Annotated in this window: 17 protein-coding genes, 1 tRNA gene and 1 riboswitch; of the genes, 7 read left to right on the top strand and 11 right to left on the bottom strand. The window is 64.3% G+C overall.

Annotated features, from left to right (window positions below):
• Positions 1 to 73: 73 nt before the first annotated feature.
• From RT614_RS25780 to RT614_RS25820, 9 genes are all read right to left on the bottom strand, one after another.
• A complete protein-coding gene (locus RT614_RS25780; protein WP_313625096.1) occupies positions 74 to 784 on the bottom strand; it encodes an ATPase in 711 nt (236 codons plus the stop codon).
• Between the two features lie 17 nt (positions 785 to 801).
• Positions 802 to 2,142: an ABC transporter permease gene (locus tag RT614_RS25785; protein ID WP_313625098.1), complete on the bottom strand. Its 1,341-nt coding sequence runs from the start codon at positions 2,140 to 2,142 to the stop codon at positions 802 to 804.
• A 7-nt stretch (positions 2,143 to 2,149) separates the two neighbouring features.
• On the bottom strand, positions 2,150 to 3,307 hold the full coding sequence (locus RT614_RS25790) for a polysaccharide biosynthesis/export family protein (protein ID WP_313625099.1): 1,158 nt from the start codon (positions 3,305 to 3,307) through the stop codon (positions 2,150 to 2,152).
• A 60-nt stretch (positions 3,308 to 3,367) separates the two neighbouring features.
• Positions 3,368 to 5,425: a glycosyltransferase gene (locus RT614_RS25795; RefSeq protein ID WP_313625101.1), complete on the bottom strand. Its 2,058-nt coding sequence runs from the start codon at positions 5,423 to 5,425 to the stop codon at positions 3,368 to 3,370.
• The gene (locus RT614_RS25800) at positions 5,422 to 7,902 is read right to left on the bottom strand and encodes a hypothetical protein (RefSeq protein WP_313625102.1); all 2,481 of its coding nucleotides are present in this window, start codon (positions 7,900 to 7,902) and stop codon (positions 5,422 to 5,424) included. The genes RT614_RS25795 and RT614_RS25800 overlap by 4 nt, the downstream gene beginning before the upstream one ends.
• A 39-nt stretch (positions 7,903 to 7,941) precedes the next feature.
• Positions 7,942 to 9,201 (bottom strand): nucleotide sugar dehydrogenase, encoded by a 1,260-nt coding sequence (locus RT614_RS25805; protein WP_313625103.1) that lies wholly within the window; start codon positions 9,199 to 9,201, stop codon positions 7,942 to 7,944.
• A 699-nt stretch (positions 9,202 to 9,900) separates the two neighbouring features.
• Positions 9,901 to 9,977 (bottom strand) — tRNA-Pro (locus RT614_RS25810).
• Between the two features lie 150 nt (positions 9,978 to 10,127).
• Entirely contained in the window at positions 10,128 to 11,093 is a 966-nt protein-coding gene (ispB, locus tag RT614_RS25815; RefSeq protein ID WP_043519112.1) for an octaprenyl diphosphate synthase, read from the bottom strand.
• A gap of 181 nt (positions 11,094 to 11,274) precedes the next feature.
• On the bottom strand, positions 11,275 to 12,444 hold the full coding sequence (locus tag RT614_RS25820; protein WP_313625106.1) for a fumarylacetoacetate hydrolase family protein: 1,170 nt from the start codon (positions 12,442 to 12,444) through the stop codon (positions 11,275 to 11,277).
• Positions 12,445 to 12,574: 130 nt separating this feature from the next.
• Here RT614_RS25820 and RT614_RS25825 point away from each other — a divergent pair, with 130 nt between their 5' ends.
• The 5 genes from RT614_RS25825 (at position 12,575) to proB (ending at position 16,762) form a co-directional block, all read left to right on the top strand.
• Complete coding sequence (locus RT614_RS25825; RefSeq protein ID WP_313625107.1) at positions 12,575 to 13,333, top strand: IclR family transcriptional regulator; 759 nt, start codon at positions 12,575 to 12,577, stop codon at positions 13,331 to 13,333.
• Positions 13,334 to 13,625: 292 nt separating this feature from the next.
• Complete coding sequence (rplU, locus tag RT614_RS25830) at positions 13,626 to 13,937, top strand: 50S ribosomal protein L21 (protein ID WP_006216228.1); 312 nt, start codon at positions 13,626 to 13,628, stop codon at positions 13,935 to 13,937.
• Positions 13,938 to 13,971: 34 nt separating this feature from the next.
• On the top strand, positions 13,972 to 14,232 hold the full coding sequence (gene rpmA, locus RT614_RS25835; RefSeq protein ID WP_006216229.1) for a 50S ribosomal protein L27: 261 nt from the start codon (positions 13,972 to 13,974) through the stop codon (positions 14,230 to 14,232).
• 201 nt (positions 14,233 to 14,433) lie between these two features.
• Positions 14,434 to 15,570: a GTPase ObgE gene (obgE, locus tag RT614_RS25840; protein WP_313625108.1), complete on the top strand. Its 1,137-nt coding sequence runs from the start codon at positions 14,434 to 14,436 to the stop codon at positions 15,568 to 15,570.
• A gap of 55 nt (positions 15,571 to 15,625) precedes the next feature.
• Positions 15,626 to 16,762 (top strand): glutamate 5-kinase, encoded by a 1,137-nt coding sequence (gene proB / locus RT614_RS25845; RefSeq protein WP_313625110.1) that lies wholly within the window; start codon positions 15,626 to 15,628, stop codon positions 16,760 to 16,762.
• Here proB and RT614_RS25850 read toward each other — a convergent pair.
• Entirely contained in the window at positions 16,759 to 17,427 is a 669-nt protein-coding gene (locus RT614_RS25850; protein WP_313625112.1) for a helix-turn-helix domain-containing protein, read from the bottom strand. The genes proB and RT614_RS25850 overlap by 4 nt on opposite strands.
• A 105-nt stretch (positions 17,428 to 17,532) precedes the next feature.
• On the opposite strand from RT614_RS25850, the gene RT614_RS25855 reads away from it, so the two are divergent.
• Positions 17,533 to 17,982, top strand: a complete 450-nt coding sequence (locus RT614_RS25855; protein WP_313625120.1) for a helix-turn-helix transcriptional regulator — start codon at positions 17,533 to 17,535, stop codon at positions 17,980 to 17,982.
• 172 nt (positions 17,983 to 18,154) lie between these two features.
• On the opposite strand, the gene RT614_RS25860 is transcribed toward RT614_RS25855, so the two are convergent.
• Complete coding sequence (locus RT614_RS25860) at positions 18,155 to 18,721, bottom strand: SecDF P1 head subdomain-containing protein (protein ID WP_313625113.1); 567 nt, start codon at positions 18,719 to 18,721, stop codon at positions 18,155 to 18,157.
• A gap of 232 nt (positions 18,722 to 18,953) precedes the next feature.
• Positions 18,954 to 19,061: riboswitch (TPP riboswitch) on the top strand.
• A gap of 62 nt (positions 19,062 to 19,123) precedes the next feature.
• Between RT614_RS25860 and thiC the strand changes: the two genes are divergently transcribed.
• Positions 19,124 to 21,037 (top strand): phosphomethylpyrimidine synthase ThiC, encoded by a 1,914-nt coding sequence (gene thiC / locus RT614_RS25865; RefSeq protein WP_313625115.1) that lies wholly within the window; start codon positions 19,124 to 19,126, stop codon positions 21,035 to 21,037.
• Positions 21,038 to 21,683 lie beyond the last annotated feature (646 nt).

A 21,683-nucleotide genomic window follows, 5' to 3' on the forward strand; every position in this document is an offset into this window, starting at 1 on the left:
CCAGCGATGGCGACGGCGCTCGCGCACCGCCGACTGCCGCTCGCGGCGGCGGCGTTCGATCTCGGAGCCGCCTTCAGAGGCCGACGTCGTCGAAGCTGCCGCCGAGGACGTCGTCGCCTGTGCCGGCGTCGCTCCGAGATCGTCGCGGGGGATACCTGCGGAGGCACTGGTCGAGGTCGTCGTCGATGCTGAGCGCGCTTCGTTCATAGATCAAGCCTTTGAAGCAGTAATCCGCCAACTGATTCTGGCGGTAACTGGAAAAAATAAGAGTCCGACCGACCAGCCGTTCTTCGAACAGGGCGAGCCAGAGTCGGGTGAAACGGCAGGGTTCGAAGGGCATGGTCCCTTCGATCACGTAGACGTCGAACGCTGGCGCCAGCGCCAGCGCGAACGAAAACTCCTGCCTTGCGTAGAGCGGCCAATGCTCCATGGGCTTGGCCAGGCATTTGGGATCGCTGATCAGGTCTGCAACCAGCTCGTAGGTCGTGTCGGCGTCGATCTCGTACATCTCGCTCACGAAATCGATCATGCTCAGACCGTTCGCCTTGCCACGGATAAATCCCTGCCGCCCGATCGCCCACGACACGTTGCCATCGTGCTTCACGAAGCCCTGGCGCGGCGGTCGCAGGCAGCACAGCACGTCCACGAGCTGGCGATGCATTTCCGGCGCGGGCGACAGCAGCGCGTAGCGCCCGGCCGGGATATCGAGCGTGGCGTTGGCCAGCAGCGGCTGCCGGCTGCCGAAGGCGTAGGGTTCGTCAGTGACGCCATTCAAATGGATCATCTTTAGGACCTGTTAACTCACATCGGCTGGACATTGGGACGGGCGAGGCGCTCAGCGATCAGCGCGACCACCATCAGGAACACCAGCGAGGTCAGGAAATAGCCCAAGCTGGCATCGTGCGACTCGTACGCCTGGAAATACGCCGAACGCAGCAGCTGCATGCCATGCGCGAACGGCGACCAGAGCATCCAGGGGCGCAATTGCTCCGGAAACTGCTCCGACACGAAAAAGACGGCCGCGAAGATCTGCAAGAAGCGCTCGATGATCGGTGCGAGCCGAAGAAAGAAGTGCCAGTAGGTCGCGATCGAGCCGAACAACACCCCCATCGCCGTCCCGCAACCTCCCATCAGCACCACGAAAAGGAGGAACCCGGCCCAGCTTTTCGGCAGCGTGATAAGGCCAATCGCGTGGCCGGCGGTGATCAACACCCCGAACACCACCAGATACACCGACACATAGATAAGCGCCTGCACCAGCGCACACATCAATGGCGTGACGCCCTGGAAGTTCAGCAGGCCGCGAGCCGACACATAGGCCGTGCTGCTCCTGAACGCGATCTGCCGGAACATGATCCAGGTCGTCGCACCCAACAGCGAGAACGTCTGCACGTCCATGCCCAGGATGTAATGCGTGCCCATCAGGATGTACAAGGACGAAATCAGCGTCAGCAGCACCACCGGGCCGACCAGCGCCCACACCAGGGCGATGCGGCTTTCGCCGTGCATCACGCGCAGCTGGTAGATGAACATCGCCATCAGCGTGCGCCCGACCGGCCGGGCCTGGCCTGCCGTCTCCGGCGGATGTCCTTCGTGCAGGACGCGCAGGTGGTCCCGCAGGATCTCCAGGTCGCCCGCTTCGTCCCGCGGCACCTCGATTTCCAGCGCGATGTCGTTGCGCGATGCATGGCGCCGCGCTTCGCGCGCTTCGTCCTGCTTGCGCCGCTCGACGCGCCGCGCATGCGCCGCGGCCAGACGCTCGTCCTCGGCCACCAGCTTGGCCGGCATGTATCCCGGCGCAAATACCTCGACACCCGCGCGGATGTCCTGCTCCAGCAGGCGCACGATGATGCGCAGGCGCCGCCGGGAGAAGTCAGCCAGGGTCTCGTCGACCCCGCTGCGGGCAATCTCCGCGTCCAGCTCCGCCTGCACGGCCTCGTACACCGCCCGCCGGGCGGCCACGGAGTCGTGCGGCTCGCCCTGCAAGCGGGCAAGCAACGGCTTGAACAGCACGGCCGGCGTGGCCTTGGCTTCGAACAGCTTGGCCGGGTCCAGCCGCCAGGCGGCGACGCCGGCCCCTACCGTGTAGTTACTGTCTTTCCGGCGCGATCGCCAGCCTTTGATCCGATCCTCGTTACTCATCGACGCGCTATTGGGCTACGCCGGTCGAGCTGGAGCCGGAATCGCTGTCGATGGCTCGCGTGGCGCTGAAGCCGGCGCTCATCGTGACGCGGAAGGCGGAAAGCACCTTCTGCACCTGCGTGAACGGGGCGTCCGAAATGTAGATCGCCTGACCCTCATGCACCGTGAATTCGCGCGCCAGCGCCACCTGCTCCGGACGGGTCAGGTCGAACTGATAGACCACGGGCAGCTGGTCCGGCTTGCCTTCCGTCCCGGCGGTCGCGGGGGTGAACAGGAACACGGATCGCGGGTCGGCCAGCTTGTCGTCCAGGCCTTTGGAATCCGCCAACGCGTCCAGCACGCTGTAGTTGCGCTTGCTGATCGCCACCCGGCCTTGCTGGCCTGCCGCGCCCAGCACCGTCAGGAACTCCTTGGAGTCGTAGGCGGTGATGACGTCGCCAGACCGCAGCAGGATGTCGTTGTTCTGGTTCCGGTAGATATCCGACAGGCGCACTGACGCCACCTGGTTGTCCCGGCGCAGACTGACGATCAGCTGCTCCGGATTCGTCTGCACCGGCGCGGCTTGCGCCAGCGCGCTGCTCAGGCGCTGGGACGTCTGCGTAATCGGGTACATGCCTGGCTTGGTCAGGTTGCCCTGCACCGTCACCATCTGCCCGCGCGCGTCCGCGGCGCGCGTCACGCTGACGTCGGCGCCGACGACGAGCTTGCTCAGCCGCGCCACGATGGAGTCGTGCAACTGTCCCAGCGTCAAGCCTTGCGCCCGGAATTTGCCGATGATCGGGAACGTGACATAGCCCAGGCGATTGATTTCCTGGTTGCCCAGGTCGCTCACGCCGGACGGATCGGCGGCGAACACACCCAGGCCGCCGCGCTCCCACACCTTCACGTTGATGCCGTCGCCAGGAACCAGGCTATCGAATCCCGCTTCCGACAGATCGCGGTAACGGACGGGGAAATCGGCCACCTCGGGCACCCTGCTCTTCTGCACGAGGTCGCGAGACACGGGCATCACGATGACGTCCTTGTCATCGTGAGCCCCCGTCATTTCATTGAGCATCGGGCCGGACCGCGGCAGCTGGCAACCCGTGAGTGTCAGTGCGGCAAGCAGCAGCATGGCCACGGTCAGGTGGCGCCGCGAGCCCAGGGCCGAGACGTTCATTTGCATAAGTTCCTTCAGCATCAGCAGCTTAATAAAGAGCAATCACCAAGACAGCGCAACAACGAATCACGCCTGCTTCAGGCGACGCGGCGCCAGGTCGATGCGTTCATCGTTCTCGGACTCGGACATGGCGGGCATGCAGATGCTCATGAACTTCGTAAGCATCGCATCGAGCGAAAACAGCTCTTTCGCCCGCTGGCGGCTGTGCGCCCTCAGCTCTTGATTGGTGCGCACACGGTCCACCATCGACACCACCTTTTCGCACGCCTCGTGCATGTCCGGGTGGTCCACGTCGGTCAGCAGGTGGCCCGTCTCGCCCTCGACGAAGCACTCGCCTGCGCCGCCTGCCGGCGTGGAGATCACGGGGACCCCCAGCAACTGTGCTTCGATCAGCACGTTCGGCAAGCCTTCGTAGCGAGACAGCAGCACGCTGGCGTCCATCTGCGAATACCAGAAGCCGACATGGTTGGACAGACCCACTAGCAATAACCTTCCGGTCACGTTCAGCTCTTCGGCCAGCGCCTCGATGATGTCTCGCAAGCGTCCATCGCCCACGATGACAAAGCGCGCCTGTGGCCGATCCTTCAGATACAGGGCCGCCAGCTTGATCCACAGCTGCGGTCGCTTGTCCGGCTCCAGCCGGAACACGCCGCCGATGGTTTCCGTGGCGTCGCTCGTGGCTTCCTGGAAGGCTTTCCACTTTTCCTTGTCGGCGTCCGACGCGTCAGTCGCCAGGTCGGGAACGCCGTTGTACAGGATGTGAAAGCGCATGATCGGGATGCCCAACCATTCCGAATACGCCTCGGCGGCCTTGCGGCTGTTGCTGACGAACACCACGCCCGGCACCAGCGCCAGGGCCTGGTACAGCTCGGGGTACTCTTCGCGGAAGCGATCCTTGCGGATGTTGGGCGGCAGCCCGCGGAACACCAGATGGATGGTCGGAGCGCCAGCCAGCAGCGCGGCCAGCGCGCCGAACAGGCACGTGCCGTCCTGCCACAGGCTCACGACGTCGAACGAGTTGGCGCGCAATACCGGCGCCAGGCGCGTCACGCCGTAGTGGACGGGCGGGGGCAACTGCTCCAGCAGGCGGCTCAGGCTGCCTTCCGGAACCGACTGGTGAGACACCGAGATCGCCGGCAAGCGGTTGATTTCCGTGACCGGAATTCGCGCCTTGACCAGGACGGGCAGGAAAAAGTCGTCCTGCTTCTTGGGCGAGCCCGACGGTTCGGTGTGCTGCTTGACCATCACCTCGACCTTCTTGGGCCGCATGACGATGTCGGGAGGCTGATGCTCGGGCGACTCGGCCAGGCGGGTCAGTTCGCCGGCCAGGCGCGTCAGCTGCCGTTCGGCGCCGCCGGGCCCCAGGCTTCCCGTGACAAGCGCCACGGAAACCGGCTTGTCCGCCGTGTGTTCGGCGATCTTGCGGTTGCGAAAATGCAGGATCGCATGCTTCATCGACACGATCCGCACGTCCTTGCCCGCCAGCGCCTCTTCGGACTCGAAGCGCTGATAGAACGCGTAGTCGCTTGCCAGCCCCTCCGCGAGTTCGGCCGCCTTGCTGCCGGGCGCCAGATGCTTGGCCACCGGCGCGATCGCGTCGAACGCGTCGGCCAGCAGGCCGCGCTTGCGCAGCCGCTTGGCGAATTCGACGCGCATGTTGCGATCCGTGTACTGCGTGATCAGCCGACGGAACAATGCGTCGGACTGATCGTGCGCACGGATGTCGCTAAGCAGCTTTGCCCGCGAAAAAAGCCGGTCGGGGTTGGTCGCCGACGCGGGCAGATGCCTGTCCACCAGCGCCAACGCCTCGTCCAGATGCCGCTCCTTCACCAGGCGGGTCGCGCAAAATCGCACGATCTGCAGATCGTCCGGGCATTCCTCCAGCAAGGTCGCCCATTGCTCGGCCATGCCCTCGTTCAGGCCCGCCGACTCCTGCAATCGAAGCAGAAGGAAGCGGACCTTCGAATCCTCCATGTGATCCCGCGCCAGCACCTTTGCTCGGGCCAGGTTTTCCTGTGCGACTTGCACCCGTCCCGACGCGGCGACGATTTCCTCCAACTGCGCTTGAACCTGTTGAAGATCGGACGCGGCGTCCGCTCGCTCGGTAATCAGTGGAGGATTCATGCTGCCTTTCTCCGGTTGATCTTCTCGATCCACACTTGGCAGCGCTCGATGTAATGGTCGAACTGCGCCGGATTCTCGGAACGCTCCTGCAGCTTCTTCCAGTACGGCAGAGCCAGTTCGAAACGGTGCAGGCGCATGGCGCCGACGGCAGCCAGGCGCAGGCCGATGGGATCATCCGGCACCAGGGCCACGATGCGTTCGCCCAAGGCCAGGCGTTCGGTCGTGCTCGACGAATCCAGCGTGCGGGCTTCGGCGTACAGATAGGCCAGGATGCGACGCTTTTCGTGATCCACTTCCGGCATGCCGGGCCACGATTGCGCAACGCGGTCCAGCAGGTTCCAGGCGGCCTGGTGGTCGCCCTGCGACAGGATCTGGCGGGCGCCGCGGATCGCACGCGGTCCCAACCGGCCAAGCTGGCGTTCGGCTTCGTCGCGGGCGCTTTGATCGGCGGACGGATGGGCAAGCACGTTCTTGTATGCGTCGATGGCTTCGCCAAACCAGCCGCCGTTGAACGCCACACGCGCAAAGTGAAGCTTGGTGTTGAACGGCGCGGCTTCGCCGGCCGCGGCCTGCTCCAGATGGCGCATCGCGGTCTTCTTGTCCCCCAGCGCATCGGCGGCGCGGCCGCGCATGGCATGCAGTTCGGGGAAGTCGACGTTCGTGTCCAGCGCCAGGTTGGTCAGGTCGATCACTTCCTTGTGATTGCCCGCCACCAGTGCGGCTCGCACGCCCAGGCGCATCGCGCGCTCGAAGGCACGCTGGGCTCGGGCACCGGCCAGCGCATCAGGATTCAGCAGACGGTGGGCGCAGATGCGTTCGGCGGCGTCGCGCAGGCGTCCTTCCTCCAACGCGCGATTGCCTTCCTCGGCCCAGGTCGCCGACTGCGACTGCAGCCATGCGACGACGTCTTCCTGCTGGCTCTTGACCAGGCCGCAAGACACGGCCAGCGTCGCCGCGACCATGATGCAACCGCGCCACGAGGCTTCCTTGACCAGTTCCAGGGCGTCGCCGTCTTCCAGCGCGGGCTGCTCGCCCGCCAGGTCGCGCAGCGCGTCGCGGTCGCCGGCCAGCAGCCGATCGCGCCACAGCATGGCAAAGCCGCGGCCGTAGTTGGGCAGCGCCGCGCGGACCTCATGGACCCAGCGGATCGCGCCTTCCATGTCGCCGGAGGTCTGCAGCAGCGACAGGACCGTGTCGGCCGCTTCCAGCGCCGTCGCATCCTGCGGCGAGGAAATGCGGAACAACTGCTTCCAGTTGCCCAGGCTCTCGTCCACGTAGCCCAGGTGGCCAGCGGAGACCGCTGCGATACGAACGATTTCGGGTGTTTCGATCTCGTCGCCCAGCAGGCTGGCCGCCAGCGAGTAGGCCACGTCATGGCGGCCCGTCTTGAACTGGTTGCGCATCAGGATCTGCTCGGCCCTGCTGCCCGACGCCAGGGCGCCGTCCACGCCGCCCAGCAGCGCCAGAGAACCTTCGTAGTCGCCCAGCTCTTCCTGGATGCGTGCAAACAGCAGCACGTGATCAGGCAGGCCGGGGTAGCGGCGCAGCACGTCGCGCACGCGGCGCGACGCTTCGCGCAGATCGCCGGACTCCCAGAGCTTTTCGATGCGCTCGGCGCTGTCCTCGGCGCCCAGCTTGGGCGCGCTGGGTTGCGGGGTGGATGCGCCCATGCGCGGACGCATGAAATTCTTGTACCAGTCGGTATACAGGCGCTCGGCGAAGACCGAGGTGTAGTGCGTCAGGTCGAGCCCGCCGTCCTCCATCGCTTCAGCCTGCCCGATCTTGTTCATGAGGGGCGTCGGGTCGTAGCACGGCACGCCGATGCGCTGGGCGGCGGCGGCCACGGCGGCGATCAATTGCTGCCGTTGCTCGATCGGCACGTTGTCCGGCGTCATGGCGTTGACGTGAGTGACGAACACCACCTTGTCGCGGCCCAGCAGTTCGACGAGCTGGCGCATTTCCTGCTCGATCTCTTCGTCCGTCTGATCGCGCTTCACGATGCGGGCCAGCAGGTCACGATCCTCGGTATTGAGGCTCTTGAAAACCGGATCCTGGTCCAGCGCCGCGCGGCGCTCGGCGAGCCGCTCGGCGGAGGCCATGGACCAGAACGCGCGAGTACGGGCGCGATCCGCGAAGAACTCGCTGAAGTAGCGGCCCAGGTAGTTGGACTGGATGGGATGACCGTCGATGGTCAGCAGCTTGCGCGAGGACAGCTCGACCATGTACATGTCGGCCGGCTTGTGCGTGCCGCGGCGAGCCTGTTCGCCATTCGAGGGGCGGAAAACCAGGCGCTGGACGTCGGCGGGAATGTCGGCCTGGCCGAACAGGAAACGCGCCTGTTGCAGCGCTTCGGCCGCCGTGTGCACGAAACCGTAGTTGCGGCCGAGTTGGAGTTTGATCGGGTAGCGGCCCACGGCATCACGCAGCGGCGTATGGATGCGGCAGGTTCCGATGGGAGCAATGGTGAAAGCGGTCATTCAGGGTCTCTCCTGTCGTAGTGGATATCCAGCCTGAACTCAGAGAGTCCAGTACAAGAGGTCGGCGGGAAGCCGTTTGGTATCCAGTACGGACTTCAAGTCGCACACCATGCCGCCGCTCTTGACGAGCTGGGGCAGGTCTTGCCAGATGGAGTCCATGGTTTCGCGGTGGGGCACCGCCAGGATCAGCACATCCATGTCGCGGAACTGGTCGCGGTCGACGAGCTTGATGCCGTACTCGTGTTCCATCTGCTCCGGATCGACCATCGGGTCGCACGCAACCGGGGTGATGCCGTATTGGCCGAGGGCGTTGTACAGATCGACGATCTTGGAATTGCGGATGTCGGGAACGTTTTCCTTGAACGTCATGCCAAGGATGCCGACGCGGGTCGAGGCGTTCAGGCGACCGTTGCGGGCAAGCTGCTGCACCAGGCGCGATGCAACGTGCGCGGCCATGCCGTCGTTGATGCGGCGGCCGGACAGGATGACTTCGGGGTGATAGCCCAGTTCCTGGGCCTTGGACGTCAGGTAGTAGGGGTCGACGCCGATGCAATGGCCGCCGACCAGGCCGGGCGTGAACTTCAGGAAGTTCCACTTGGTGCCCGCGGCCGCCAGGACTTCCGACGTGCGGATGCCGACCAGATCGCAGATCTTCGACATCTCGTTCATCAGGGCGATGTTGATGTCGCGCTGGGTGTTCTCCAGCACTTTCGCGGCTTCGGCCACCTTGATCGACGATGCGCGATGCACGCCGGCGTCGATGATCTGTTCGTAGACGCCCGCGATGACTTCCAGCGATTGCTCGTCCTGGCCGGAAACGATCTTCACGATCTTCTCGAGCGGATGCTCACGGTCGCCCGGGTTGATCCGTTCCGGGCTGTAGCCCAGCTTGAAGTCGACGCCGCAGCGCAGACCGGACGACTTTTCCAGCTCGGGACCGCAGATTTCTTCCGTGGCGCCGGGGTGGACGGTCGATTCGAACACCACGATGCATCCCGGGCGCAGCACGGGGCCGATCGCCTCGCATGCCCGGACCAGCAGGGAGAAATCGGGATTGTTCTTTTCGTCGACGGGCGTCGGAACGGCCACCACGAAGAAATCGCATCCTTCCAGTTCCGACAACTGGTCGGTGAATTGCATGGGTGATGCAAGCAATACGTCGCGCTCGATCTCTCCAGTCCAGTCATCACCCTCTTTCAGCCGTGCGATTCTCCGCTTGTCCACATCAAAACCGATGACATCAAAGCGCCTGGAAAATGCCACGGCCACGGGAAGGCCGACATATCCAAGGCCACACACTGCGATTCTCTTTACCACGGGGGGACCTCACTGTTTTCGTCGTGTCGCAGACACTAGAAATCGACACCCGCAGGCAAGTAAATCGACATGAAGCCGAAATACATATGCCGTATACGGGCGGACATATAGCTAAAAATGAATTTCGGCTCGCCGCCGATTAACTATGTCGGGAAGCGAGCCAGGGCATCGTAGAGGGGCTGAACAGCAAACTTTTTTCTAAAGGTTTTTGTTGCTGTGGAAATAAATCAGAAATGCCCGTAATAAACCCGGGAAATCCCTCAAAGAATTACATTCATTACACAAATCGCAACATGCGGATCGGTGCGATTGTTAACAAATATAAAAAGTCGTTTTTGTTGGTCTGCATTAACCAAACTGAAAAACACTTACCGCATTTCACCAGATTATTTATTAATTGCACAAGGCAATATGAAGTTTTCTCGGGGAAATGGTGTGTTTTTTCATAATCAGCGGCTCGCACTCCGCCGCATCGCTGCATAAAGCGGGATTTCAGCGGCTAATCAAGCACCCGGGGCGACCGGGGCAAACGGCGGCGCGGATTTGAATAGGCGTAGCACGCAGCTGCGCGCCACATTGCGTGGAACAAAGTCCAAATGCAAAAAAGCCGGCACGCTTGCGCGATACCGGCTTTCAGCCAAAGGTGTCGGGAAACACCTTCATGAATTCGACCACATGAAGTGGTCGGGGCGAGAGGATTCGAACCTCCGACTCCTGCGTCCCGAACGCAGTACTCTACCAGGCTGAGCTACGCCCCGATCTTTACTACTTATCTAGCGGCGCTCAGTGCTACCAGATACTTGCTACCTTCCGCGGCCCACCAGGTCTGACGGCTCAGGCTGGCGTTTGGCGTTGGTTTGGCGTTGTGAAAAGAGCTTCTTGAAGACTTCTCGCTTGGCCCTTTCAGGTCAGCGATCTCTATTCACCGCGAAAGCGCAGAATTCTAACAGAGAATTTTGAAAAGGGGAAATGGGGTAGATCGAAAGTGCCTGGCGGGCCAGTTCGGCCTCGGCCACGGCGGCCTGGCGGGCGTGCTCCAGGGCGTCGGTGGCCTGGATGGCGGCGGCCACGGCGGCAAAGTCGGCGTCGCCCGTCTTGATGGCGTCGCGGATCAATTGCTGCTGCTCGGGCGTGCCCACTTCCATCACACGGATCAGGGGCAGCGTCGGCTTGCCCTCGCGCAGGTCGTCGCCCACGTTCTTGCCCAGGGCAGCGGCGTCGCCGCTGTAGTCCAGCACGTCGTCGACCAGCTGGAACGCGGTGCCCACATGGCGGCCGTAGGCGGCGGCGGCGGCTTCCTGCTCGGGCGTGGCGCCCGCCAGCACGGCGCCCACCTGCGCGGCTGCCTCGAACAGCTTGGCCGTCTTGTAGCGCACCACCTGAAGGTAGCGCTCTTGCGAGACGTCCGGGTCGTGCACGTTCAAGAGCTGCAGCACTTCGCCCTCGGCGATCACCGTGGTGGCTTCGGACAGGATGCTCATGATGCGCATCGAGTCGGCCTCGACCATCATCTCGAACGAGCGGGAATACAGGTAGTCGCCCACCAGCACGCTGGCGGCGTTGCCGAACACGGCGTTGGCCGTCTCGCGGCCGCGGCGCAGGTCGGATTCATCCACGACGTCGTCGTGCAGCAGGGTGGCGGTGTGGATGAATTCCACCACGGCGGCCAGCAGCTGATGATGCGTGCCCTCGTATCCCAGGGCGCGCGCCACCATCAGCACCATGGCTGGCCGCATGCGCTTGCCGCCCGCCCCAATGATGTAGTCGCCGATCGTGCGGATCAGGACAACATCGGAATTCAGCCGCTCGCGGATAACCGCATCGACGGCTTTCATATCGTCAGCAATGGGGGCAATGAGCGCGGGGAGATTCAAGACGTATCCGACAAGTGTGAAGCGAGCCGCGTGACGGCTCATACCGCTGGGCCCGCCAGCGGTCGGCGGGGGGATTCGACCACGGATTATACGGGGAGTGCGCGGGAATTCCGGGCGCGGCCGCCGCAAGCGGCGAGGCCCGCGGTCCGGCGCCCTGCACGGGTCGGATCCACCGGCCGGATCAGCGCTCGCGAGACAGGAGGCCGCGCGCCGCCAGGTTGGCGTACAGCGCCCGCACGCCGATGGTCCAGGGAGGAATCTCCGTGCACAACTGCACGTCATTGACCAGCGCGCCCAGCCGCTCCGAGGCGATGACGACGCGGTCGCCCGGCACATGCGTGAAGCCGGTGCCTGGACCTTTGCGGTCCTTGGAGGGAGAGAACATCGTGCCCAGGAACAGCATGAAGCCATCCGGATACTGATGGTGCGCACCGCAGGTCTGGCGCACCAGATCCAGGGGGTCCCGGCTGATTTCGCGCATGTGGCTTACGCCATCCAGTTCGAAGCCATCGGCCCCTTCGATCCGTAGCGACACGTCCGCGTGGCGCACATCGTCCAGGGTGAAATTGCCGTCGAACAGCCGGATGAACGGCCCGATCGCGCACGAACCATTGTTGTCCTTGGCCTTGGTCAGCAGCAGCGCGCTGCGTCCTTCGATATCGCGCAGGTTCACGTCGTTGCCCAGCGTGGCGCCCACCACTTCGGCCCGGCTGTCGACGGCCAGCACGATCTCGGGCTCGGGGTTGTTCCACTGGGACTCGGGCAGCACGCCGATCTGGGCGCCGAATCCCACCGAGGCCATGGGCGGCGCCTTGGAAAAGACTTCAGCATCCGGGCCGATGCCCACCTCCAGGTACTGGGACCACTGGCCGCGCTCGACCAGTTCCGCCTTCAGGCGGACCGCCTCCGGCGATCCGGGACGCAGCCGCGACAGGTCGGAACCGATCAGCGCCTGCATGCGCACGCGAATTTCCTGCGCGCGCGTCGCGTCGCCGCCGGCGTCTTCCTCGATCAGGCGCTCCAGCAGGCTGATGGCAAAGGTGACGCCTGCAGCCTTTACCGGCTGGAGATCGCACGGCGCCAGGAGCCGCGGCCCGGCCGCGCCCTGCAATGTGGCGGCCATCAACGCCCGCGCGTCGCCCAACGATTCGCCTTTGGCTTCGCGCGCCAGCGCCACGCGGTCGGGGTGATCCAGCAGATCGGCCACGGTGGGCGCAACGGCAGTCAGGTCCACGACCTGGCCGTCGCGAACGACGACCACGCTGGGACCGGCGTTCGGGCCCGGGCGCCAGACCCTGCCTACCAGCAACGCCTGCGGCAGATCGGCAGGCAAAAAAATGTCTTCGTTCATGTTCTTCTCGCTTTAGCGGCCCTGGAATCGGCGTGCGAACGGCGTCGCCTCGTGTGCAAGGCAGTCTAGGAGACTTCATTTATGATGTCCAACATCATGAATTTCAGTCCAATAGGTTGGACACGACGCCATGCCCCGTGATTACGATGTACCCGCCATCCGGCGCGCGCATGACATCCTGCGCGTGCTTGCCAGCCGCCGAAGCCCCGTCAAGGCGGCCGAGCTTGTCGAAGCCTGCGGGTTGCCCAAGAGCACGCTGTACCTCCTGCTGGATTGCCTGGAACAGCGCCGCTGGATCGACCGACAGGACGGCGGCTACATCATCGGGCTGGAATTGCTGGCGCTGGGCTCCGCGTATCTGCGTCACGACGGGCTGCAAGCCGCCTTTCAACAGGCGGCCGGCGCCTTCGTGGCGCGCAGCAACGAGGTCGTGCAACTGGCCGCGCTGGACGGCTTCGACGTGATCTACCTTGCGCGGGAAGATGCGCGCCGCCCCGTCCGCCTGGTGTCGGACCTTGGCCTCAGGCTGCCCGCCCACGCTTGCGCGCTGGGCAAGGCTCTGCTGGCCAGCCTGCCTGCCGACGAGCTCGCGGCGCGCCTGCCCGACACCCTGCCCCGCGTCACGGACCGCACGATCACCGACACCGCCATCCTGCACCGGGAACTGGACGCCGCGCGGCAGGCAGGACTTGCCCAGGACCTGGAGGAAGTCGCCACCGGCCTGGTCTGCTATGCGGCCTATGTGGGCGTCACGCCGCTGGGAAAGCGCGTCGCCGTCAGCACGTCGATACCCACCGACCGCCTGGACGACGCCCACCGGCTCGAGGCAATGGAAGGCATCCGGCGCGTGGCGCGCGACATCGCGCTGCGGGTGATTCCGGGCGCTTGAAGCCTGCGCGCCACACCTAAGCCCTTAGCCTGCAACACCTTTTTGACTTTCCGGAAGTCCCAGGCTAATATCCCGGATTCGGTCAGCAATGCCCGAATTACGTCGGTTGTTCATGCAAACCGTCTTGCACGCTCAGGTATTGGGTATTGGTCCCATCTGAGCAACCCCAGTTGGTCACTCCAGCAGGGCCGCAGGATAGCCCGGGATTTCCGGGCTGTCGGCCAAGTCGGCAATCTTGCCCAGCAGGGCAGGCAGCATGGACGAACCCATTTACCTATTTAAGGAACACCCCATGTACGCGGTCGTAAAAACCGGTGGCAAGCAGTATCGCGTTGCCGCTGGCGAAAAACTCAAGATAGAACAGATACCGGCTGACATTGGGCAAGAAATCACCCTGGACCAAGTGCTGTCCGTGGGCGAAGGCGACCAACTGAAAGTTGGCACGCCCCTCGTCTCCGGCGCCGTGGTCAAGGCAACGGTTCTTGCGCAAGGCCGCCACGACAAGGTCAAGATCTTCAAGATGCGCCGTCGCAAGCACTATCAGAAGCGTCAGGGCCACCGTCAGAACTACACCGAAATCCGCATCGAAGCCATCACGGCTTAAGAAGCGACTCGGTACCACTTAGCAGGAGCTAAACATGGCACAGAAAAAGGGCGGCGGCTCTACGCGGAACGGACGCGACTCAGAATCGAAGCGTCTGGGCGTCAAGGCATTCGGCGGCGAATTGATTCCCGCTGGTTCGATCATCGTGCGTCAGCGCGGCACTCGCTTCCACGCTGGCGTGAACGTCGGCATGGGCAAGGACCACACCCTGTTCGCGCTGATCGACGGCAAGGTTCAATTCGGCTTCAAGGGCGCATTGAACAAGCAGACCGTCTCGATCGTCGCTGCCGAGTAATCGGATAGCAAGGCCGCGAACGGTTTGTTCGCGGACAAATACGGTCAGGAACGCGAGTCATCGCGTCTCCTAACGGCAAAAGCCCTGTCGCGTGCGGCAGGGCTTTTTTGTTTGAAGGCATTTGACGAGTAAGCTCTCATTTGCCTCCCGGCGGGTCGCGATTCCCTGCGCCCGCCCTCACCTACTACACGCGCATACACCATGAAATTCGTAGACGAAGCCACCATTGAAGTGGTCGCCGGCAAAGGCGGCAATGGCGTGGCGAGCTTTCGCCGCGAAAAATTCATTCCCCGGGGCGGACCGGACGGCGGCGACGGCGGCCGCGGCGGCACCATCTACGCAGTGGCCGATCGCAACATCAACACGCTGATCGACTTCCGCTACGCGCGCCTGCACCGCGCCAAGAACGGCGAAAACGGCCGCGGCTCGGACCAGTACGGCGCAGCCGCTCCCGACATCACCCTGCGCGTGCCCGTAGGCACGATCATCCATGACGCCGACACCGGCGAAGTCCTGTTCGACCTGAACACGCATGAACAGAAGGTCGTGCTGGCCGCTGGCGGCCAGGGCGGCATGGGCAACATCCACTTCAAATCCAGCGTGAACCGCGCGCCCAAGCAATGGACGCCCGGCAAGGAAGGCGAACACCGCTACCTGCGCATGGAACTGAAGGTGCTGGCGGACGTAGGCCTGCTGGGCCTGCCCAACGCCGGCAAATCCACGCTGATTACCCGCATTTCAAACGCAAAGCCGAAGATCGCCGACTACCCGTTCACCACGCTGCATCCCAACCTGGGCGTGGTGCGCACGTCGCCGTCGCGCAGCTTCGTCGTGGCCGACATTCCCGGCCTGATCGAAGGCGCCTCCGAAGGCGCGGGCCTCGGCCACCTGTTCCTGCGCCATCTTGCGCGCACGCGCGTGCTGCTGCACCTGGTCGACGTCTCCACGCCGGATCCGGATGCCGATCCCGTCGAGCAGGCCGTGACCGACGCGCGCGCCATTGTCGAGGAACTGCGCCGCTATGATCCCGACCTGGCCGCCAAGCCGCGCTGGCTGATCCTGAACAAGCTGGACATGGTGCCGGATCCCGAAGACACCAAGCGCCGCTTCATCGAGCTGTACGACTGGAAGGGCCCGGTGTTCGGCATTTCCGGCCTGTCCGGCGAAGGCACGCAAGACCTGATCTACGCGCTGCAGGACTACCTGGACGCCGAGCGCGAAAAGGAACAACTGGCGCAGGATCAGGCCGACGGCAGCTACGTCGCGCCGGACCCCCGCTTCGACGACAAGCGTTCCGACGCGGACAAGCCCGCCGCGGCGCGTGGCGGCGACGAATAAGCCATAATCGCAGTCCTTACGATTACGCCTTCATTCGCCGCAGCCGGCTGCCATCATGTCCGCTGAATCACCCGCCGTTTCCGTCGTCACCAACGCCCAGCGCATCGTCGCCAAAGTCGGCTCATCGCTGGTCACCAACGAAGGCCGAGGCCTGGACCGCGCGGCGGTCGCACATTGGGCCTCGCAGATCGCCACGCTGCACAAGCAGGGCAAGCAGATCGTGCTGGTTTCCAGCGGCGCCATCGCGGAAGGCATGGCGCGGCTGGGCTGGCGCAAGCGCCCGTCCGTCATGCACGAACTGCAGGCCGCGGCGGCCGTGGGCCAGATGGGACTTTGCCAGGCTTACGAAGCGGCGTTCGCCGAGCACGGATTGCGCACCGCGCAGATCCTGCTGACGCACGAAGACCTGGCTGACCGCCACCGCTACCTGAACGCGCGCAGCACCCTGTTCGCACTGCTGCGGCTGGGCGTCGTGCCGATCGTGAACGAAAACGACACGGTGGTCACCGACGAAATCCGCCTGGGCGACAACGACACGCTGGGCGCGCTGGTCACCAACCTGATCGAAGCCGACACGCTGGTCATCCTGACCGACCAGCGCGGCTTGTACGATTCCGATCCGCGCAAGAATCCGCAGGCGAGGTTCATGTCGCATGCCCAGGCTGGAGATCCGGCGCTGGAAGCCATGGCGGGCGGCGCCGGCAGCGGTATCGGCACCGGCGGCATGCTGACCAAGGTGCTGGCCGCCAAGCGTGCAGCGCACAGCGGCGCGCATACCGTCATTGCGTCGGGACGTGAACGCAACGTGTTGACCCGCCTGGCACAGGGCGAGTGTATCGGCAGCGAACTGCGTGCCGTTCTGCCCGTGTGGTCGGCGCGCAAGCAATGGATGGCCGACCACCTGCGGTTGCGCGGACGCGTCGTGCTGGATGACGGCGCGGTGCAGGCGCTGCTGCGCGAAGGCAAGAGCCTGCTGCCGATCGGGGTAACCGAAGTGGAAGGCGAATTCGGCCGCGGCGACGTCGTGGCCTGCGTGGACAGCACGGGCCACGAATGGGCCCGAGGCCTGATCAATTATTCGTCGGCGGACACGCGCCGCATCCTGCGCCAGCCATCGTCGCAAATCGCGCGCATCCTGGGCAGCATGACCGAGCCCGAGCTCATGCACCGGGACAATCTGGTGGTGCTTTAAGAGGGATCCGCCACGGGCGGCGTCCTGGTTACGCCGTGGGGCAACAGGATATAGCCCCACCCTCGCACCGCAAGCAGCGGAAGTTCGATATTCAAGCGACGCGCCTTGCTGCGCAGCCGCGACACGACCACATCCACCCGCCGCGCGCTGTCCACCGCATCAGGTGATTCGGCGGGAAAAAAGCGTTCTCGGTGCAGGCAATGGCCGGGCGCATTGAATAGCCGCTCGAAGAACGCGCGCTCGCGCAGGGTAAGGGGCAGGCGCTCTCCGTCGGGGCCCGCCAACGTGCGACCGGGCGGCATGACGCGCCACGAGCCCGCGTCGCCGCGCGCGCGCCGGCACAGGCTGCGCAACAGCGCATCCCATTCCAGGAGTTCCATGCCAGCCGGCGCGCATGCGTCGACGCCGGCATCCAGAGCTGCGGCCCGCTCGGCGGCGGTGGCCGCCCAAGGTTGCCAGACCAGGGCTGCGCCGACTGCGGCGTACCGCAGCCGGGCAAGAAGCGCCGGAACGCTGGCGTGAGCCCCGCGCAGCACCAGAACGTCTGCGGCCTGAACCGGCAATTGTTCAAGCAAACCCGCCAACGTGCCGAAAGCGCGAACGTCCCATTGGTACTGGCGCAGCGCCGCGGCGAAGTCCTTGCCACCCATGTCGTCTGATTGCACGACGAATACGCGCCCGCGCTCCTGCATGTAAATGCCTTTGCCAGTTATCACCTAAGTAATGTTTATAGCCACCAAAGTGACAGATCAGCAAGCTTCAATCGCCTTGTGAAAACATTCTCAGACCGACTGAAGCACGCGCGCCTTTTACGTGGCCACACGCAGAAGGCGCTCGCCCGTCTGGTTCGGATCTCGCAAAGTGCTATCGGCAGCTACGAAAGTGGTTTGCGGCATTCCAGCCGTTCCGCACGCAAGCTGGCCCAGGTCTTGAAGATCGAGGTCGAATGGCTTGAAACCGGCAAGGGGCCCATGGAGCTTCCTCTGGAAGGCTATGACCTGAGCAATACGCTGCCGGTTTCGGGCGTTGCCGAATCCGCTCCGCGTCCCGGCGGCCGACCGCGCCCGATGGCGCCGTGGCCCTTCCCGAACATTTCGCCCTCGCACTTCGAATCGTTGACGCCTGAAGAGCGCGCGATGCTCGAGGCGCTGGCGCAGACCTTCATCGAAACCACATTGCTTCGCCGCGGCGCCAAGTCGCGCGGCCGCAAGCCCGGCTGATCACGACTCATAAGGTTCGGGGGGGCCCGCGCGCTTGTGACGCGACCAAAGCGGACAAATATGCCCGGCTTGGCGAGCATGCGATCCTGCAACCTGCCGCAGTCCGACTCCGAACCATCAGGCGAAAAAAAACCCGGCCATGCACTGAGCCGGGTTTTTTTCGAAGGCCGTATCAGGGCCGTGCTGCAGGCGCCGGGGCGGGCGCACCGCCGGCAGCGGGCGGGGTGGCGGCGTCGCCGCGGATCTTTGCAGCGATCTCGGAGGCGGCCTGGGCGGACGGCACGCCGAACGCCAGCACGCCGCGGTTGAGCGGTTCGCCGATGAGCGGCGCGGCCACGAGTTCCTGATCGATCACCAGAGCCAGCACGCTGCCGACGTTGGCGGTGCTGACCGTGGTCAGCTTGCGGGTGCCGGCTTCGGAGAAGCGCAGGCCAACGAAATTCTGGCCTTGGCGATCCACCAGCGCGGCGGCGTCGGTCAGGTCGGCGCGCGTCAGCACGGGCGTTTCCTGCAGATAGAGCTTGCCGTCGGGCAAGGCCACTTCACGCAGGCCGGGGCCGGGTTCGCGCTTGGCCAGGTAGAAATCCACGCGCGACGCGGCGGCGGGCGTACCGGCTTGCTGGCCGGCTTGCGGCGTGGTGGCAGCGTCGGACGTCTTAGTCGGGGCGGTCTTGCAACCCGCTAGCGCCAGTGTCACGACTACCAGGGCGGGCGCCAATGTGCGTAAGTTCAGTTGCATGCTCGTTTCCTTCTTAAGTGGGCTGATGCCGGACGGTAAGACTCTAAGACTGTACACGTGGCTTGTGGAAAAAAGTGTACCGAACCTGAATGACGGTGTCTGCCTAGTCTGAATCCAAATGTAAAGCTGTAATACAGCCCTGCGTGCACAGGCGTCGCGCCGGGCGTTCTTGCGCGCTGGCGCGGCGGAGATCGATTCATGGACGCGCGGCGTCATCTTCGCTTTATACTTCGCGTTCGCGCAGGGGTACTCGTCCCGCCTTCCAGGCGACGACGTGTTGAGAGAGTCCCTTCGTACCAGTACGGATAATGCCGATGCTGGGAGCGTATTCCCGCCACGCGTCCGTGCACGCCTGGCGGGAGTCCATCCCGATCGGCTCCAATCACTCGCTTGGAGCTTTCCATGAACGCCAATCCCAAATTCCTGGCCGCCACCGCCGAAGTCGACGCGGCGGCCGTCGCACCGCTGCCCAAATCCCGCCGCGTGTATGAAGTCGGCTCGCGTCCCGACATCCGCGTGCCGTTCCGCGAGATCGAGCAGGACGACACGCCCACGATGTTCGGCGGCGAAAAGAACCCGCCGCTGACCGTGTATGACTGTAGCGGCCCGTACACCGACCCCGATGCCAAGATCGACATTCGCCGCGGCCTGCCCGAACTGCGCCGCGCGTGGATCGAAGAGCGCGGCGACACGGAAGTGCTGTCGGGCCCCACCAGCGATTACGGCAAGGAGCGCCTGACCGATCCGAAGCTGACGGTCATGCGCTTCGACCTGCAGCGCCCGCCGCGCCGAGCAAAGCCCGGCGCGAACGTCTCGCAGATGCATTACGCGCGCCGCGGCATCATCACGCCGGAAATGGAATACGTGGCGATCCGCGAGAGCCTGCGCCGCGAACACTACCTGCAGACGCTGCGCGACAGCGGACCGGACGGCGAAAAGATGGTCAAGCGCCTGCTGCGCCAGCATCCGGGCCAGTCGTTCGGCGCGTCCATTCCCGCGGCCATCACGCCGGAATTCGTTCGCGACGAGATCGCGCGCGGCCGCGCGATCATCCCGGCCAACATCAACCACCCGGAAGTGGAGCCGATGGCGATCGGCCGCAATTTCCTGGTGAAGATCAACGCCAACATCGGCAATTCCGCGGTCAGCTCGGGCATCGGCGAGGAAGTGGAAAAGATGACGTGGGCGATCCGCTGGGGCGGTGACACGGTGATGGATCTGTCCACGGGCAAGCACATCCACGAGACCCGCGAGTGGATCATCCGCAATTCGCCCGTGCCGATCGGCACGGTGCCGATCTACCAGGCGCTGGAGAAGGTGGACGGCAAGGCCGAGGACCTGACCTGGGAGATCTTCCGCGACACGCTGATCGAGCAGGCGGAGCAAGGCGTGGACTATTTCACGATCCACGCGGGCGTGCGCCTGCCCTTCATTCCCATGACGGCCGACCGCATGACCGGGATCGTGTCGCGCGGCGGCTCGATCATGGCGAAGTGGTGCCTGGCGCACCACAAGGAAAGCTTCCTGTACGAGCGCTTCGACGAGATCTGCGAAATCATGAAGGCGTACGACGTCAGCTTCTCGCTGGGCGACGGCTTGCGGCCGGGCTCTGGCTACGACGCCAACGACGAGGCGCAATTCGCCGAGCTGAAGACGCTGGGCGAATTGACGCAGGTGGCGTGGAAGCACGATGTGCAGGTGATGATCGAAGGCCCGGGCCACGTGCCGATGCAGATGATCAAGGAGAACATGGAGCTTCAGCTGGAACACTGCCACGAGGCGCCGTTCTACACGCTGGGGCCCCTGACGACCGACATCGCCCCCGGCTACGACCACATCACGTCGGGCATCGGCGCGGCGCTGATCGGGTGGTACGGCACGGCGATGCTCTGCTACGTGACGCCGAAGGAGCACCTGGGCCTGCCGAACAAGAAGGACGTGAAGGACGGCATCATCACGTACAAGATCGCGGCGCACGCGGCGGACCTGGCCAAGGGCCATCCGGGCGCGGCGATCCGCGACAACGCGCTATCCAAGGCGCGCTTCGAGTTCCGCTGGGACGACCAGTTCAACCTGGGCCTGGACCCGGACACGGCCAAGGAATTCCACGACGAAACCTTGCCGAAGGATTCGATGAAGGTGGCGCATTTCTGCTCGATGTGCGGACCGCATTTCTGCAGCATGAAGATCACGCAGGACGTGCGGGATTACGCGGCGGCGCAGGGGGTCAGCGAGAAGGAAGCGTTGCAGAAGGGAATGCAGGAGAAGTCGGTGGAGTTCGTGCGGAAAGGCAGCGAGGTTTATCACCGGCAGTGAGTGGTTGGCTGTTTTTTGGAGGTGCCTTGGAAGATGCCGGGGCTGAGAGTCTTAGCGCGGGTGTCTGAGTTCTTGAGACGCCCGGCGCGGCGCGGGCCTGGGGTAGGCGGGGCTACGATTGCGGTCCGGAGCCTTCGCTCCGGACTGCCCCGTCCTCAACCTTGTCCGCCTTCGGCTCCCTACGGTTTCCCTCGGGCGCATCTACACGCCTCGCCCACCCCAGGCCCACGCCACGCCAGGCTCTTGCGGTTTCAGCTTTATGATCGCCGGGACGAGTGTAGTTCTTGAGCTTCTCGCCAACCGTGGGAAAGTAGAGGAAGGTCTTGCGGGGCCCGCCCCCGGCCTGCCGCGCGGGCGGCGGGCCGGGGGCTTACGCGACGTCTTGCGTCGTTGTGATGACGCTGCGAGTGTGGATGCGTTTTTTGTGTGCTTGGCCGCTCGGCAGGTGTCTGACGCCGACCAGATGCGTTTTTGTGTGCTCAGCCGCTCAGCAGGTGTCTTACACCTACCTGCGACACGCTTCAAATCGACGCCCGTGTCGACGGGTGTCAGACACCGACCAACTGTCGCCTCGGTCAGAACGCGCGCCGTGAGCCTGTCCGTATTTTTGTGGGCGAGGCGTTTTAAAAGTTGTTATCCCCGCGCC

This window comes from Achromobacter sp. (assembly GCF_032102605.1).
Classification (GTDB): Bacteria; Pseudomonadota; Gammaproteobacteria; order Burkholderiales; family Burkholderiaceae_B; genus Achromobacter.

What these genes read in the sequence shown, in the direction of transcription:
- RT614_RS25780 (WP_313625096.1), bottom strand. Translation starts at nt 784, where the DNA reads ATGATCCATTTGAATGGCGTCACTGACGAACCCTACGCCTTCGGCAGC.
- RT614_RS25785 (WP_313625098.1), bottom strand. Translation starts at nt 2,142, where the DNA reads ATGAGTAACGAGGATCGGATCAAAGGCTGGCGATCGCGCCGGAAAGAC.
- RT614_RS25790 (WP_313625099.1), bottom strand. Translation starts at nt 3,307, where the DNA reads ATGCAAATGAACGTCTCGGCCCTGGGCTCGCGGCGCCACCTGACCGTG.
- RT614_RS25795 (WP_313625101.1), bottom strand. Translation starts at nt 5,425, where the DNA reads ATGAATCCTCCACTGATTACCGAGCGAGCGGACGCCGCGTCCGATCTT.
- RT614_RS25800 (WP_313625102.1), bottom strand. Translation starts at nt 7,902, where the DNA reads ATGACCGCTTTCACCATTGCTCCCATCGGAACCTGCCGCATCCATACG.
- RT614_RS25820 (WP_313625106.1), bottom strand. Translation starts at nt 12,444, where the DNA reads ATGAACGAAGACATTTTTTTGCCTGCCGATCTGCCGCAGGCGTTGCTG.
- RT614_RS25825 (WP_313625107.1), top strand. Translation starts at nt 12,575, where the DNA reads ATGCCCCGTGATTACGATGTACCCGCCATCCGGCGCGCGCATGACATC.
- rplU (WP_006216228.1), top strand. Translation starts at nt 13,626, where the DNA reads ATGTACGCGGTCGTAAAAACCGGTGGCAAGCAGTATCGCGTTGCCGCT.
- rpmA (WP_006216229.1), top strand. Translation starts at nt 13,972, where the DNA reads ATGGCACAGAAAAAGGGCGGCGGCTCTACGCGGAACGGACGCGACTCA.
- obgE (WP_313625108.1), top strand. Translation starts at nt 14,434, where the DNA reads ATGAAATTCGTAGACGAAGCCACCATTGAAGTGGTCGCCGGCAAAGGC.
- proB (WP_313625110.1), top strand. Translation starts at nt 15,626, where the DNA reads ATGTCCGCTGAATCACCCGCCGTTTCCGTCGTCACCAACGCCCAGCGC.
- RT614_RS25860 (WP_313625113.1), bottom strand. Translation starts at nt 18,721, where the DNA reads ATGCAACTGAACTTACGCACATTGGCGCCCGCCCTGGTAGTCGTGACA.
- thiC (WP_313625115.1), top strand. Translation starts at nt 19,124, where the DNA reads ATGAACGCCAATCCCAAATTCCTGGCCGCCACCGCCGAAGTCGACGCG.